Genomic DNA, 14447 nt, shown 5'->3' with positions numbered 1-14447 from the left:
TCAGATGAATTCTTCTCAAAAAATAGAAATCATAGTCGGTTTTTCAACCCATAGGATAGAAGTCCTTCCATTTGCTAAGGACTTTATGGAAAGTGCTGAAGTTATCTTTCTTGAAGAGCCACCTAATGAAAATTTTAGGTTAGTTCTTGAAGGTAAAATTTCTGAAGAGGATTATGTTTTAAACGAAGAGTTTTGGTTCCCAGAGTTTGAAAAACAAACCCTTAAGATTCTTAAAAATTTTTATCAACAAGGAAAGAAAATTTTTCAGATAGAACCTTATTTAGAAGGGGTGAGATTTCTACAACAAAGGGCAGAAGGGCTTGTCTCTCAAAAAACAACAGAGGAATATATTTTAGAGAAGATAGCAGAGACAGAAAAAAATGCCATAGAAAAACTTCTCAGGTTTTATGAAGTTTCTTTAACTAACAATTTTGAGAAAATCGTAGAAAGTGTAAAGGATTTTTCTAAAGCAGATGCTGAAAGGTTTAGACTAAGAGATCAATTGAGGGTTGAGGCGAGTCTAAAGTTGCTTTTAAGTTTAAAACAGGGAATAAAAAAGGTATATGTAGAGGCTGGAACTATACACCTTTACTTTAAAAAATTTTTGCAATTAAAGACATCAGGTTTTTGTAAGGTTTATCAGGTTTTTTTACTGCAGAAGGTTTTAAAACCTATTGTCGGTAAACCCTATGTCTTTCCTCCTGGAGAGCTTTTGACCTTAAGATACATCTTTAACCGCAAAGAAAACCCAAAAATAGAAAATCTTCTTGCTGCAAGGTCTTTGGTCTACATAAAAATCATCCCTAAGGAAGAGCTTCTTCCCCAAGAAGAGAATCCCTTTCCTCATCTGAAAGAAGAACTTCATGCCATAAAATTGGTAGAACATTTAGATTTTGAGGACTGCAAAAGGCTTTATTCTAAACTTTTTTGGATAAAAGACTACAAAGAAGCAAGAAAACTGGTAGAGGATCATTTAAAATCTCGATAGAAAATAAAGTAGGTTTTTGAGGGGTCTTTTTGAGCCTTAAAAGTTATAATTTTGTATTCTTTAAAAGATAGGTTTTCTATTTCTTTAGGAAGTGCTTTTCTTATGATTATAACGTCACAGGTTTGAGAAGAGGTAAAAGCTTCTACCTTCTTTGGGATATGGGCATAAAAATAGACGTTAGCTACAGGGTTGTTAACCTGACATAGGGTTGCTTTTGGATTTTTAGAAAGTAAATATTTTACAAACAAACCTGCCTCTTTTTCTGAACTTTTAGCATAGTGGGGTGTAATTACAGTAAAGACTAAACACTCAACTATTGCAAAGTGTAGGATGGTTCTGAAAAAATCTTCTTTTTTAAAAAGAAAGAATACTACAACTTGGAACAAAAAGCCTAAGATCAGGCTTAAACCTAAGGTATAAGAAAGGGATAACTTTAAAAAGGGTAAAATTAAAAGAAATATCAAGGGTAAAAACACTAAACAATGTCCAACTAATCGATAGATTTTTAATAAAAACCAGTCAGCATGGTGTTTTAAATAGTAGGTAATAAAAATTATGGAGAAAGGTAAAATCGGAAGAAGATAATAGCCTCTTCTGGCTTTGGCCATGGTAAAGATAAGAAAGATGAAGATAGAGGTTAAAAAGAAAAGCTTTTCTTCCTGTGATAACTTTTTAAAAATTTTTATAAACTTAACAAGAGCAGCAAATAAAAAAAACGACCAAGGGGCTACCCATGTAGGCCAATACAAGAAATAGATGTAAAAGGGTCTAAGGTTATCATAAGGGTCTACTGCTTGTTGTAAGTTTTCTCTTATCCATAGATAAAAGGGGATTTGGCTTTTTAGTTCTTGAGCTGTTAGGTAATAAGGTGAAAAATAAAGTCCTAACGCCATGGTTCCTGCTAAGATAGATTTCCAGTTTACATGATAAAATTTTTTCACGAGGATAGCATCTATCAAAGGTAAGGTCAATAAAACCACAAAAGAGGTTAATCCCTTTGATAAGCCACCTATCACCATACCACCAAAAAACCCTAAGTATCCTAAAAAGCTCTTTTTCTCCCTAAAATGGATATAAAAAGCAAGGGCTGTGATGATGCCAAAAAGTTGATAAATTTCAGACTGAGCTAAACGAGAAAACTCTAAAAAACCTACGGAAGTAAGTAAGAGGCCAGAGGCTATAAGGTTCCAAGGATAAGAAAAAAGAGGGGTTACACCTATGTAAAACACAACCAAACTTGCTAAAGCGATTAAAGCCCCTGGTAGTCTTACGGTAAACTCATTAAAACTTTGAAAAATCGTTCCAGAAAATTTTATAAGCCAGAAAGGGATGAGGGGTTTGGTTACATGAGGTTCAAAGTTGATGGTTGGAACAAACCAGGAATCTCTAAGCACCATTTCTCTTGCTGCTTCAGCCCATCTTCCCTCTACCCCAAACAAAGGTTTCTCTCCTAAATTCCAAAAAATCAGTAAAAGGGCCAAAACCAAAAAAACGAAAATCAACCTTTCCTTTTTCATAAAAATCCTCTACTATAAGGTTGTGATTCAAACAAAAAAGTAGTATTTTTATAAGTTTAAGAGGTTTTTATGAAAAATAAAGCCTTTTTTAAAATAGCTTTATTTTTGGTTGTTTTTGGAGGGGCTCTTTATTTGCCTTTTATAGGAGAAAAGGAGTTGCAAGGAGAAGAGGGGAGGAGAGTCTTAATTGCTTTGCAGATGCTTGAAACCAAAGACTTTTTATTTCCTAAGCTTTTCGATACTTTTTATTTTCTAAAACCACCGGGCTATAACTGGTTTCTTGCTCTTTGGTTTTATCTTTTTAAAGACTTCTCAGAGTGGACAGCCAGAACCAGTTCTGCTGTGAGCCTAATGTTTACCTCTTTGGTTTTTACCTGGGTATGGATAAAAACCTTAAAAAAAGACGAGATTACCAAAGAAAAAAACACTTTTTGGGTTGTTTTGGGGCTCCCTGGGTTGATTTTTTTAACCACACCAGAGGTCATAGATAAAGCTATAAGGGCTGAGATAGACGGTTTTTACACCTTTTTAGTCTCAACAAGCCTTTTTTCCTGGTTTTATTTTTATGAGATAGAAAAACGAAGAATGGTTGGATTTGTTTTATGGGGCATTTTTACGGGACTTGCTGTGCTCACCAAAACTTTTCATGCTATGCTTTTCTTTTACTTAGCTTGGATACCTTATCTACTTTACTTCAAAAGAACCAAAGAACTTTTTTCTATTCCCCATTTTTTAGGTATAGGGATTACCTTGGGAATTTTTGTAACATGGCTTTTAGTTAGTTTGGGTTTTGATATAACCCTTTTTAAGGCCTGGTTGGGAGAATATAGGGGGGCAGTGTCTGGGGCAGAGGTTTCTTTAACTCAACATTTTGAGGCCTTTACCTTGGGTTTTCTGATAGGATATGCCCCTTGGGTGTTTTTTTTGATGGTTTTAAAAGAAAAAGAGTTTTTCAAAAGTTTCCTTGATAAGCATCCTAATTTTTTTAGGTTTTTCCTTTTTTCTCTTTTCCTGTTTGTTTTTTCATACTTGTTTCATCTTTTTTGCTTAGGTGCAAGGCTAAGATATATGCTTCCTGGAGTAGGGGGTTTGGTTTTTGTTTCTTCTACGGTTTTTTTATACTTGATTTTAGAAAAACAAAGGATGATTTCTAGGATAGGCAAGATTTGTATCCGCTTTTTACCTTGGTTCTGCGTTTTTCTTAGCCTTTCTTTTTTAGGGTATCTTATGTTTAAAGGTTTTTATTATTGGGAAGCCTTTTTAACTATCATTTTATTGATGTCTGGAAGCATAGTTTTTGGATTCCGATTTCGTAAAGAAGTTACGTATAAGGGCATTTTTTGGTTTTTAGTTTTTTGTACATTTTTTATCAAACAGACTTATTCTGCCTTTTATTGTTCTTACCATAAGGAAAAGTTGGATTACTTTAGAAAAGCAGCCAAAAACCTTATTTTAACCGTAGGAAAAAATGAGGTGATATATCTTTGTGGAGAAACACCTCATCATTTGATTTACTACGGAAAATATAGATATCAGGCTTTAGATTTTATATATCTTAAAGAATGCAATCAGGAGGTGGTTTCAAAACTTAAAGATAGATGGATTCTTATTTCTAAAAAGAAGTTTGAGTCCTTAGGGTTTAAAGAGAAAAATTTTGATGATCTGAAGGTGTTACCAATAAGAAAAAAGGTTTATGTTTTGGTTAAAAATTGAAAGTGTTAAAAGTTTAGGACTATTTGCAAAAAATACAAAGTTTGAAAAATGTTCCCTCAGGTTTCAAGGTTGAATTTTTAAACTCTTGGGTCTCTCAGTGTTAAGAGGTAAATAACTTTTAGGTATGCTTTTTGATACAATAAAATAAAAAGACAAGTTATAGGAGGTGGAGAGATGAAAAAGCTAATAGCCTTATTGGTAGGAGTTTCTTGGTTAGGGGTTTCTTTAGGGTATGCTCAGGGTCCTAAAGGAGGGCCTGCTGGTCCTAAGCCTTATCAGGGGGCTGGGATAGGAAAAGAGGTTAGCAATGCTACCAAACAACTTAAAGGAGAGGAAGCTAAAAAAGGTTTTGGAAAACAGGTCAGGGAAAGAGCTCGTGAGAAATCAAGGATTAGGGAGCATAAAGCCTTAAAACAGCAGCAAAAAGAGACAAACAAGAAAGATATGCCTGGAAATTCTACTTCTCAGTAGGTTATTTTCTGGTATATTAACTTGGTAAACAATGTTGTAAGTAGCAGGGGATGCCCCCTGCTACGTTTTATTTATTCTTAGGAGAAAAAATGGAGGAGTATATATTTCGTCCTATAGGTTATGTAAGAACCGAAGCTAAAGAAATCCCTCGTCATTGGTCTATTTCAGAAATAGAAGGTTATTTAGAGATTAAACCTGAGTATCAAGAGGGATTAAGGGACCTTAAAAAGGAAGATAAGATAGTAGTGCTTTTTGTATTTCATAAGTCACCTCCTTTTACCCCTGAAAAACTTTTACAAAAGCCCCCACACAGTCAGGAATTAAAAGGGGTTTTTAGCACCTGTTCCCCTATAAGACCTAATCCTATAGGTCTTTCAGTGTTAGAGGTGTTAGAGGTTTCAGCCAATAAGGTCAAGGTAAAAGGAATCGATATGTTTGATGGAACCCCTATCCTTGATCTTAAACCGTTTAAAGCCTATCAAAAGAATTCTATTTAATCTCTTAGAAAGGAGTTTTTATGGAGAGAATGACCAAAAATTTAGAGAGGGTTTGTTTTTCAGGTTTTTCGTTTAGGGTAAAACTTGAAATGCCTACTTTGTTAGGAAAGTTTGGAGAAATAATAGGATGTTTGAATAGGTATGGATGCGAGATAGGAAGTTCGAGTTTACTTAAAGTTTCTACAGATAAGGTAATAAGAGAGATAGAGATAATCTGTTTGGAGGAAAGACAACGTCAGCAAATCATCAAGGCACTTAAAGAGCTAAAAGATATAAAAGTGCTAAAGGTTATAGATAAGACCTTTGAGTTGCATGAAGGAGGAAAAATAGAGATAGTCAATAGGGTGCAGATAAAAGACCAGAAGACTTTGGCTGAGGTTTATACCCCAGGGGTGGCTAGGGTTTGTTCACATCTGAAAGATCATCCAGAAGAGGTTTATAGATATACTATCAAAGGTCATACCGTTGCGGTTGTTACCGATGGATCAGCTGTTTTAGGGTTGGGTAATATAGGGCCTTTTGCTTCTTTACCAGTTATGGAAGGTAAATGTATGCTTTTTAAAGAATTTGCAGGATTAGATGCCTTCCCTTTAGCTGTGACAACTCAAGATGTAGATGAATTTGTTGGGGTGGTAAAACAGGTTTCTTTAGTGTTTGGTGGAATAAACTTGGAAGATATTTCTGCCCCAAGATGTTTTGAAATAGAAAGGAGGTTATGGGAAGAGCTTGAGGTGCCTGTGGTGCACGACGACCAGCATGGCACAGCTATCGTGGTTTTAGCAGGTCTTATTAATGTAGAAAGATTGTTAGAAAAGAGTTTAAAAGAGATGAAAATAGTAATTTCAGGTGCTGGGGCTTCTGCCATAGGAACGGCAAGGCTCCTTTTAAAATATGGGGTTAAAAATCTCATTTTATGCGATTCATACGGAGCTATCTATCAAGGAAGAAAAGAAAGGATGAACCCTTATAAAGAAGAGATCGCTTTTATTACCAATCCTGAAAGATTAAAAGGGACGCTTTCAGAGGTTTTAGTAGAGGCAGATGTTTTTATAGGTCTTTCAGCTCCTAACATTCTTAAACCTGAAGACTTAAAGGCTATGGCTCAAGATAGAGTAGTTTTTGCTTTAGCCAATCCTGACCCTGAGATTTCTCCTGAAATGGCGTTACCTTTGGTCAGGGTTTTGGCTACCGGACGTTCAGACTATCCTAATCAGATTAACAACGCTTTAGCCTTCCCTGGGCTTTTTAAGGGATTACTTGAGGCTAAGGCGAAAAAGGTGGATGAAGAGGTTTTTATAGAGGCAGCAAAGGCGATTGCTTATGTTATAAAAGAAGAGGAATTAAAGGAAGATTATATAATCCCCAGCATATTTGATAAAAGGGTGGTAAAGGCCGTAGCTCAAGCGGTGGTTAAAAAATTGACAAAACCTTCAAAAAGTTTAAACTAAAATCATATTCTAAGACAAAAGGGGAAGGCTTATGGCAAGAAAAAAAGGTAGTTCTAAAAAAATTTCTGAGTTTTTAGAGGGTTTAGTCTGGAAACCCAAACATGTGTTTGATGTTTTAAAAGAAGAGGATAAAAACCAGGTTGAGGTTCTAAGTAAGGAGTATATAGAGTTTCTTTCTGAGGCTAAGACAGAAAGAGAAACCATAGAAAAGGCTTTAACTCTTTTGGAAAAAAAGGGCTTTTTTGATAAAGAACCCAAAAAGGGATGGGTAGTTTACAAAAATAAGCTTCTTTTTGCCTGGAACTTTGGTAAGAAAAAAATAACTGAGGGTTTAAAGATAGTTGTCAGCCATATAGATACCCCCAGGCTTGACCTTAAGTTACATCCTCTTTTTGAGGACACAGAACTGGCTTTTTTAAAAACCCATTATTATGGAGGTATTAAAAAATACCACTGGGTAGCTCAACCTTTAAGTTTACATGGGGTTGTGGCTAAAAAAGACGGTGGTTTGGTTAAGATAGTGTTAGGAGAGAAGGAAGATGAACCTGTTTTTACCATCTGTGATCTTCTTCCCCATCTTTCAAGAAAAGTTCAGGCAGAAAAAAAACTCTCTGAGGCTATCGTAGGAGAAAAATTAAACGTTCTTTTTGGAGGTCTTCCCTTGGACAAGCTTGAGGAAGAAAAGGAAATTAAAGAAAGGGTTAAACTTAACTGTTTAAAGCTTTTATATCAAACCTACGGAATAAGGGAGGAAGACTTTGTTTCGGCAGAACTTTATATCGTTCCTGCTGGTAGGGCAAGAGAGGTGGGGATAGATAGGGCGTTTATAGGAGGTTATGGCCAAGACGATCGTATCTGTGCTTTTACCTCTCTTAAGGCCTTTTTAGAGGTAGAAGAGCCTGAATATACTAATGTTTTACTTTTCATGGATAGAGAAGAAATAGGTTCAGAAGGTAATACTTCTGCTAAAAGCAGGGTTTTTGAAAGGTTTGTGTATGAGCTTATCAAGAAACACGGTTTATCTCCTACTCCTGATGTGTTTTTTGAGGTTATGGCTAACACCAAGGCTATTTCTGCAGACGTGACCGCAGGTATAGACCCTAATTATGTTGAGGTACACGACAAACTAAATGATGCCAAAATGGGTTTTGGGATAGCGGTAAACAGGTATACAGGCCATGGCGGAAAGTATATGGCTAACGAAGCCCATGCCGAGTTTTTGGCAGAACTTTTAAAGAGTTGGGATGAAGATGGAGTGGTTTACCAGGTAGTTTCTATGGGAAAGGTAGATGAAGGAGGAGGAGGTACGGTAGCTAAGTATTTTGCTTATTATGGAATGGATGTGGTGGATGCTGGCCCACCCTTACTTTCTATGCATTCTCCCTTTGAGGTGGCTCATAAAGCAGATCTTTTTATGTGCTATCAGGCTTATAAAAGTTTTTTTAGTCGTTAGCTGTTATTTTTTATTAAAAGGGAGTTTTATGAAGATCGCTGAAGGAGACTACGTTCTTATTTTAACTTCAGACGAAAAAAAGTATTTAGTTGAGGTTAAAGATACTTCTTTTCATACACATAAAGACTTTTTATACCTAAAAGAATTGATCGGAAAAAACTACGGAGAAGTCGTTTACGGAAAAAAAGGTGAAAGATTTTATGTATTAAGGCCTTCTCTATATGATTTTTTGATGAAGGTTGAGAGGGCTACCCAAGTAGTTTATCCTAAGGATATAGGGTATATTTTACTTAAACTTAACGTAGGGCCAGGAAGTCTGGTTTTAGAATGTGGTGGAGGCTCTGGGGCTTTAACTACAGCTTTTGCCTTTATGGTTGGTCAAGAGGGAAAAGTTATCTCTTATGAAAAAGAGCCCAAATTTCAGAAGATTGCTATAAAAAACCTTAAAAGACTTGGTCTTTTAGATAGAGTAATTTTTAAGAACACAGAAGTCACAGAGGCTTTTGAAGAAAAAGAGGTAGATGCGGTCTTTTTAGACTTAAAAGAACCCTGGAAGTTGATCCCTGCAGCTTGGGGGGCCCTAAAGGGAGGTCATTTTTTAGGAATCCTTGTTCCTACTACTAACCAAGTTTCTCAATGCCTTTTAGAGTTACAGCGTCTACCTTTCTTAGACATAGAGGTTTCTGAAATACTCCTTAGGCAATACAAACCCAATCCTGAAAGGTTAAGACCAGAAGATAGGATGGTTGCTCATACTGGATTTTTAATCTTTGCTAAAAAGGTGGTAGAAAAATAATGCCTGTCTCTATTTTTACCTCAAGGAACGGACTTATACCCCAAGATTTAGAAAAAAAAATAGCTTCAAGGTTAACCCAAGCTTTAAAAGAACTAAAATTTGAGAAAAAAGAGGTTTCTTTAACCTTGGTTGATAATTCAACCATTTGGGATTTAAACTTTAAATACTTAGGAAGAAACTATCCTACTAACGTGCTTTCTTTTTCTTTTTTTGATAAACAGGGGTTTCAAACCGATCTTTTAGGTGAGATTATTATTTCGGTAGAAAAGGCTAAAGAAGAGGCAGAATTTTATGGATTAAACTTTAAAAACTATCTTTTGAGCTTAGCCATTCATGGGTTGGTTCATCTTCTTGACTATGACCACGAAAAGGGGATTTTTTCTCCTTGGCTTATGTTAAAAAAAGAGATACAATTGTTTGAAAAAGTAGGTTTTTCTGAAGGTAAAGAAGAGGTTTTAAACTTTTTAAAAAGGAGGGAGTATATGCCAGCCAAACTTGCGGTAAACGTGGATCATGTGGCCACAGTCAGGGAGGCAAGGAAAGCCCTTTATCCTGATCCTGTGCATGCAGCCGTGCTAGCAGAGTTAGGAGGCGCTGACGGAATTGTCGTACATTTAAGATTAGATAGAAGACATATAAAAGAAAGGGATGTAAGGTTGATAAAAGAAGTGATTAAAACCAAACTGATTTTAGAGATGGCCATAGATGAGAAATTGATCAAGTTTGCTAAGGAGATTAAACCTTATCAGGTAACCTTAGTTCCAGAAAGGACAGAAGAAATCACCACCGAAGGCGGAATGGATTTAACCGGAAATGTAGAAAAGGTAAAAAAGGCGGTAAAAGAGCTAAACAAGGCAGGTATTAAGGTAAGTCTTTTCCTAAACCCAGACGAGGAAGCCATAAAGCTCGCAAAAAAAACTGGGGCTCAGATCATCGAAATACATACAGGGATGTATGCTGAAGCAGAGGATGAGGTAAAAAGAGAAGAAGAGTTTGGTAAAATAGAAGTCGCTGCACGGTTGGCTAAAGACCTTGGTTTTATCGTACATGCAGGGCATGGTTTAAGCTATGAAAACATAGGGCCTGTGGCTGCTATTCCTGAGATAGAAGAGTTTAGTATTGGTCATAGTATCGTTTCTCGGGCTATTATGATAGGTATGAAAGAGGCAGTAAGAGAGATGAAAGAACTTATTTGGAAAGCTCGGGGGTAGAACAAAGGGTTTTTATTGGAAATTGGGAAACTAAATTTTTGAGGGCTTCTAAGCTTAGGTCTTTAGAGCTAAACAAAATCAAAAATCCTTGCGAAGTTTCCTCTAAAATGGGCACAACTATTACCTTTTTTTCTCCATTTTCGTAAAATTTAACCTTTATTCCATTGATTTCCCCGTCTTTCAGCTCATTTTTAGAAATTTCTAAAAGATTTAAAATAAAACTTTGCCAGTTAGGGATCAAATTTTCTCCCCAAAACATTCTGACCCTAACCTTAGTGTTTGTGCTTTTGTAGGATCTTTCTTTATTATGGATCTTTCCAAAAAAGTTGAGATTAGTTTCTTTTATCGGGGTAGTTTGATATCCCGGGAGACTGACAAAAAACTTTTCGTCTGCCTGGTATAAAATCTTAGGGTCGCAAGCTATTTCCCCATAACCGATCATAGGATAAACTATAAGAATTAATAAACTTATTCCTATGTTTAAGAAAGTTTTCATCGATCTTTTCTCCTCACTTTTAAGATCAGACCATCTTTTTCTGCCACTACTACCTTTTCTCCTTCTGGGATGGTTTCGTCTGCATAAGCCTGCCAGATTTCTCCCTCGACGAATATCTTTCCCCCTTCAGGGCCTATTTCTTTTAAGACCTTCCCTACTTTTCCTACCATACTTTCTTTTCCTGAAACAGGTTTTTTCCGGATGGTTTTAAGGGCGATATAGGTGATACCTGCTAATAATGAAGAAAAAATAAGTACTAATGAGTATAAAACAGGGGGTGAAACCCTTAAAGCAGGCGGGTTCTTACCAAAAAGCATGATAGAACCTAAGAAAAGACAGATTACCCCGGCTAAGGTTAATAGCCCATGTGAGGTTACCTGAAGCTCTAAGAAGAAAAGTACACCGGCTAATAAAATAAAAACCAGTCCTGCATAGTTAACAGGAATAACACTTAATCCTACCAGGGCCAATATAAGACATACAGCCCCTAATACACCAGGGAATATGCTTCCAGGGTGAGATAACTCAAAATATAGGCCAGCCAATCCTAACATAAGTAAGAAATATACTAAATTCGGATTGGTTAAAATCTTTAACACCTTTGTCTTTAGGTCTTCAGGTATTTTTTCTATCCGGACGTTTTTAAGGTTTAAAACCCGTTTTTCTTCTCCTAAGAAAACCTGCTTTCCGTGGGCCTTATCTAAAAGGTCGTTTAAATCTTTGGCTATGATCTCGATAACTCCAATTTGTAGTGCCTCGGTCTCAGTAATGCTTTTACTTTTTCTTATGGCTTCTTCTGCAAAGGTTTCGTTGCGGTTACGCATTTGAGCAAGGTTTTTAGCCCAGGCTACCAAGTCGTTTATTATCTTGTTCATTACCTCTTTATCAGCTTTACCAGTAAGTTCTACTGGATGAGCAGCTCCTACGTGAGTACCAGGGGCCATCGCCGCTAAATGAGAGGAAAGGAGAATAAAGGTACCGGCAGAGGCAGCTCTTGCCCCTGAAGGACTTACATAAACTATGACAGGGACCTTACTTTGTAAGATATCTTTTACTATTTCCCTGGTAGACTCAACAAGACCTCCTGGAGTATCAAGCTCTATAACAAAAGCTTCAGCCTTTTCTTTATTGGCAAGGTCTATCCCATAGCTTATGAAATTAGCTATAACAGGGGTAATAGGGGCATCGATTTTTACATGAAAAACCTTTCTTAGCTCAGCTCCCTCTAAATAAGAGAACCAAAAACAAACCAGCACTAAACTAACTAGATAAAAATATTTTTTCATAAAGCTTCCTAAATCTTTGTAAATCTTCCCATACTACCCTTTTTATTCCAGGATTTTTTAAAATATATCCTGGATGGTAGGTAAAAAAAAGAGAGGTTTCCTTAAGGGTAAACACCTTGCCTCTAACCAAGGTTAGGGTCTTTCTTTCTAAAAGCACCTTAGGTGGAGTAAACCCTAAGGCTAAAATCAACTTAGGCCTTAAGTACTTGATTTGTTTTAAAAGATATGGTCTACAGGCTTCTATCTCTTCTGGCTCAGGTGGTCTTCCTCCAGGGGGTTTACATTTAACCGTATGGGTAATAAAAAATAATTCTCTTTTTAGATTGATAGCATTAAGCATGCGGTCAAGCAGGTTACCTACCTCTTTTACGAAGGGTTTCCCATAAAAATCTTCGTCCCGGTCAGGGTATTCTGAAATTATCATCAATCCCCCAGGTTCAGTAGGGCCATCACCCCAAACCACCGCTTTTCTAACCCTATGGAGAGAACAATTTTCGCAGTGAATAACCTTTTCTTTTAGGGCTAAGAGAGAATCTTCTTCTAAAGAGATTTCGCGTTGCAGAAGTCTTTTTATAACCTCAGAAGCTGGTATACTGGTTAAGCCTATTTCTTTAAGGTATAGAAGATTTTTGATTATCTCAGCTTTAACATCCATTAAGTTTTTCTTAATATTCTTTTTTCTCCTACTCTGAGGGTAACCTTTTTCTTATCTAAATATTCTACCAGAGGAATTAAAAATTTTCTACTTATCTGGGTTTTGGGAAGATTTTTAAAATCTGCAAGTTCTAATTCTTTTTTCTTTTGAAAGGCAGCCCTTACTAAATTTTCCCATTCTTCTAAGATTTTAGCGTGGAAAACCAATTTGTCAGCAAGTTTTACCAAAACCCCTTCTTTTAATAAGGCCTGTGCCAGTTCTTTAGCGGCTTTATAGTTTTCTTTAAAGTCAAGAAGGACGGTTTCAAAATCCCGTGGGGTATATCCTTCTGAGAGAAACTTTTCTTCGAGCTCTTTTTTGAGCTTTTCTTTTTCTTCAGAGTTTAGATGTTTAAACTCAGTTAGATATAGTATTTCTTTGTTTTTTCCCAAGATACCTTGTTTTATCAAATTTTCGAGGACATACTGATAAAATCCTTCTGAAACAAAGGAAGAAATTCTTGTTTTTAGTAGTTCCTTAGTAAGTCCAGGACTAAACGGATTGTTCGTGTGAAAATTCTTTAAAGCAGTGATGATCTGCGCTTTTAGGTCTTCTTCTGCTTTTTTGCTAAAATAAAAAACCTTTTCTCCGTCTTTGATTTCAATCAGGTCTTTACTTAAATCTTTTAAGACTTTTTCAAACCTTTCTCTAAAGAGAGAGACGGTAATCTGCAGGTCTTTTTTAGAGATACCTAAAAATTCTTTTTTTTCTACCCAAAACTGTATAAGCTCTTTTTCCGAAGCCTGAGCTAAGTATTCAACTTCTTTCCTTTCCCAGGGTTTAGTTCTTTTTCTTCTATAAGCTACAGGGTTTAAAACCTCTCCTCCTCCTACTGTCTGGTTGTTAGAGGCTCGTCTTAAGATAAATCTATCTCCTCTCCAGGCAACTATTGGGACTTGCACAAACAATTGAGCTATGTCTTCTTCCCCTGGGTTTAACTGATCTTTTCCTAAAAGGAAAACTTTGGCTACGGTTTCTTTGGTTCCGATATAAAAAAGAAGGTTTTCAAAGTTTTTGATCGGAGGTTTTATGCTTTGTAAGGACACAAGTTTTACATCTATCCACTGAGAAGGTTTTAAGACTTCAGGTTCTGCAACCACGTCTCCCCTTTCTATGTCTTCTTTTTCTATACCTTGCAGGTTGAGTGCAGTTCTCATCCCTGCATAAGCTACTTCCACGTTTTTTCCGTGAACTTGGATGTTTCTTACTTTTGTAGCAAGGTCTTTCGGATAGACTACCAAGGGTTGGTTGAGGTAAACCTTGCCTGAAATGGCTGTTCCACGAGCTACCGTTCCAAATCCTTTTACGGTAAACACCCCGTCTACCGGGAGCCTAAAAGGTTGGTCTTCTACCTTGGCTGATACCTTTAAAGCTTTTTCATCCAGCACTCTTAGGATCTCTTCTTTACCTTGTTCTGTAACTGCTGAAAATTCTAAGATAGGTGCATCTTTTAAAAAGGTGGTTTTTAAAAATTCCTTTACATCCTCTTTTATTAGGTCTAACCAGTCTTTTTCTACCAGATCCACTTTGGTTAAAACCACAATCCCGTCTTTAATCCCTAAAAGTTCGCAAATTTCTATGTGCTCTCTGGTTTGAGGCATAACACCTTCGTCAGCAGCCACCACAAGGATAACCAGGTCTATACCTGAGGCCCCAGCCACCATGTTTCGAATAAATTTTTCATGACCAGGAACATCTACTATTCCTGCAAGGGTGCCTGAGGGTAAGACTAAATGGGCAAATCCTATGTCTATTGTAATTCCTCGTTCTTTTTCTTCTTTTAGTCTGTCTGTATCAATTCCGGTAATAACTTTAACTAAGGTGGTTTTTCCGTGATCTATATGACCGGCTGTTCCTATGATAACCCTTTTCATAAC

13 protein-coding genes are annotated in these 14447 nt (G+C 36.5%); 8 read left to right on the top strand and 5 right to left on the bottom strand.

Going from position 1 to position 14447, the window contains the following annotated elements; translation table 11 throughout:
- The first annotated feature begins 4 nt into the window (after nt 1-4).
- Entirely contained in the window at nt 5-988 is a 984-nt protein-coding gene (locus tag G580_RS0100750; RefSeq protein ID WP_028840624.1) for a hypothetical protein, read from the top strand.
- Here the strand turns inward: G580_RS0100750 and G580_RS0100745 are convergent.
- Nucleotides 970-2505, bottom strand: a complete 1536-nt coding sequence (locus G580_RS0100745) for an ArnT family glycosyltransferase (protein WP_028840623.1) — start codon at nt 2503-2505, stop codon at nt 970-972. The two genes, G580_RS0100750 and G580_RS0100745, sit on opposite strands and share 19 nt — an antisense overlap.
- A 69-nt stretch (nt 2506-2574) precedes the next feature.
- Between G580_RS0100745 and G580_RS0100740 the strand changes: the two genes are divergently transcribed.
- The 7 genes from G580_RS0100740 (at nt 2575) to G580_RS11185 (ending at nt 10094) form a co-directional block, all read left to right on the top strand.
- Nucleotides 2575-4218 carry an ArnT family glycosyltransferase gene (locus tag G580_RS0100740; RefSeq protein ID WP_028840622.1) on the top strand — a complete coding sequence of 548 codons (1644 nt, stop codon included), beginning with the start codon at nt 2575-2577 and terminating at the stop codon, nt 4216-4218.
- 174 nt (nt 4219-4392) lie between these two features.
- Nucleotides 4393-4689 carry a hypothetical protein gene (locus G580_RS0100730; RefSeq protein ID WP_028840621.1) on the top strand — a complete coding sequence of 99 codons (297 nt, stop codon included), beginning with the start codon at nt 4393-4395 and terminating at the stop codon, nt 4687-4689.
- Between the two features lie 89 nt (nt 4690-4778).
- A complete protein-coding gene (gene tsaA, locus G580_RS0100725) occupies nt 4779-5186 on the top strand; it encodes a tRNA (N6-threonylcarbamoyladenosine(37)-N6)-methyltransferase TrmO (protein ID WP_028840620.1) in 408 nt (135 codons plus the stop codon).
- Nucleotides 5187-5206: 20 nt separating this feature from the next.
- The gene (locus G580_RS09415) at nt 5207-6634 is read left to right on the top strand and encodes an NAD-dependent malic enzyme (RefSeq protein ID WP_083960769.1); all 1428 of its coding nucleotides are present in this window, start codon (nt 5207-5209) and stop codon (nt 6632-6634) included.
- A gap of 31 nt (nt 6635-6665) precedes the next feature.
- Complete coding sequence (locus G580_RS0100715) at nt 6666-8087, top strand: aminopeptidase (protein WP_028840619.1); 1422 nt, start codon at nt 6666-6668, stop codon at nt 8085-8087.
- A gap of 28 nt (nt 8088-8115) precedes the next feature.
- Nucleotides 8116-8883, top strand: a complete 768-nt coding sequence (locus G580_RS0100710) for a tRNA (adenine-N1)-methyltransferase (RefSeq protein ID WP_028840618.1) — start codon at nt 8116-8118, stop codon at nt 8881-8883.
- A complete protein-coding gene (locus tag G580_RS11185; protein ID WP_083960768.1) occupies nt 8883-10094 on the top strand; it encodes a pyridoxine 5'-phosphate synthase in 1212 nt (403 codons plus the stop codon). Before G580_RS0100710 ends, G580_RS11185 begins: the two co-directional genes overlap by 1 nt.
- Here G580_RS11185 and G580_RS0100700 read toward each other — a convergent pair.
- Genes G580_RS0100700 through selB form a run of 4 tightly spaced genes read right to left on the bottom strand, consistent with a single transcriptional unit; the run spans nt 10072 to nt 14444 of the window.
- Nucleotides 10072-10590, bottom strand: coding sequence for a hypothetical protein (locus G580_RS0100700; protein ID WP_028840616.1), 519 nt, complete (start codon nt 10588-10590; stop codon nt 10072-10074). The two genes, G580_RS11185 and G580_RS0100700, sit on opposite strands and share 23 nt — an antisense overlap.
- On the bottom strand, nt 10587-11876 hold the full coding sequence (locus G580_RS0100695) for an NfeD family protein (RefSeq protein ID WP_028840615.1): 1290 nt from the start codon (nt 11874-11876) through the stop codon (nt 10587-10589). Before G580_RS0100695 ends, G580_RS0100700 begins: the two co-directional genes overlap by 4 nt.
- Nucleotides 11851-12531, bottom strand: coding sequence for a uracil-DNA glycosylase (locus tag G580_RS0100690; protein WP_028840614.1), 681 nt, complete (start codon nt 12529-12531; stop codon nt 11851-11853). The genes G580_RS0100695 and G580_RS0100690 overlap by 26 nt, the downstream gene beginning before the upstream one ends.
- Nucleotides 12531-14444, bottom strand: coding sequence for a selenocysteine-specific translation elongation factor (selB, locus tag G580_RS0100685; protein ID WP_028840613.1), 1914 nt, complete (start codon nt 14442-14444; stop codon nt 12531-12533). The genes G580_RS0100690 and selB overlap by 1 nt, the downstream gene beginning before the upstream one ends.
- Nucleotides 14445-14447 lie beyond the last annotated feature (3 nt).

This window comes from Thermodesulfobacterium hveragerdense DSM 12571 (assembly GCF_000423845.1).
Taxonomy (GTDB): Bacteria; Desulfobacterota; Thermodesulfobacteria; order Thermodesulfobacteriales; family Thermodesulfobacteriaceae; genus Thermodesulfobacterium; species Thermodesulfobacterium hveragerdense.
This window is presented reverse-complemented; position numbering and strand designations above follow the sequence as displayed.

Coding starts and splice junctions, on each gene's coding strand:
- selB (WP_028840613.1), bottom strand. CDS start 14,444: ATGAAAAGGGTTATCATAGGAACAGCCGGTCATATAGATCACGGAAAA.
- G580_RS0100745 (WP_028840623.1), bottom strand. CDS start 2,505: ATGAAAAAGGAAAGGTTGATTTTCGTTTTTTTGGTTTTGGCCCTTTTA.
- G580_RS0100695 (WP_028840615.1), bottom strand. CDS start 11,876: ATGAAAAAATATTTTTATCTAGTTAGTTTAGTGCTGGTTTGTTTTTGG.
- G580_RS0100750 (WP_028840624.1), top strand. CDS start 5: ATGAATTCTTCTCAAAAAATAGAAATCATAGTCGGTTTTTCAACCCAT.
- G580_RS0100690 (WP_028840614.1), bottom strand. CDS start 12,531: ATGGATGTTAAAGCTGAGATAATCAAAAATCTTCTATACCTTAAAGAA.
- G580_RS11185 (WP_083960768.1), top strand. CDS start 8,883: ATGCCTGTCTCTATTTTTACCTCAAGGAACGGACTTATACCCCAAGAT.
- G580_RS0100715 (WP_028840619.1), top strand. CDS start 6,666: ATGGCAAGAAAAAAAGGTAGTTCTAAAAAAATTTCTGAGTTTTTAGAG.
- G580_RS0100700 (WP_028840616.1), bottom strand. CDS start 10,590: ATGAAAACTTTCTTAAACATAGGAATAAGTTTATTAATTCTTATAGTT.
- G580_RS0100740 (WP_028840622.1), top strand. CDS start 2,575: ATGAAAAATAAAGCCTTTTTTAAAATAGCTTTATTTTTGGTTGTTTTT.
- G580_RS0100730 (WP_028840621.1), top strand. CDS start 4,393: ATGAAAAAGCTAATAGCCTTATTGGTAGGAGTTTCTTGGTTAGGGGTT.
- tsaA (WP_028840620.1), top strand. CDS start 4,779: ATGGAGGAGTATATATTTCGTCCTATAGGTTATGTAAGAACCGAAGCT.
- G580_RS09415 (WP_083960769.1), top strand. CDS start 5,207: ATGGAGAGAATGACCAAAAATTTAGAGAGGGTTTGTTTTTCAGGTTTT.
- G580_RS0100710 (WP_028840618.1), top strand. CDS start 8,116: ATGAAGATCGCTGAAGGAGACTACGTTCTTATTTTAACTTCAGACGAA.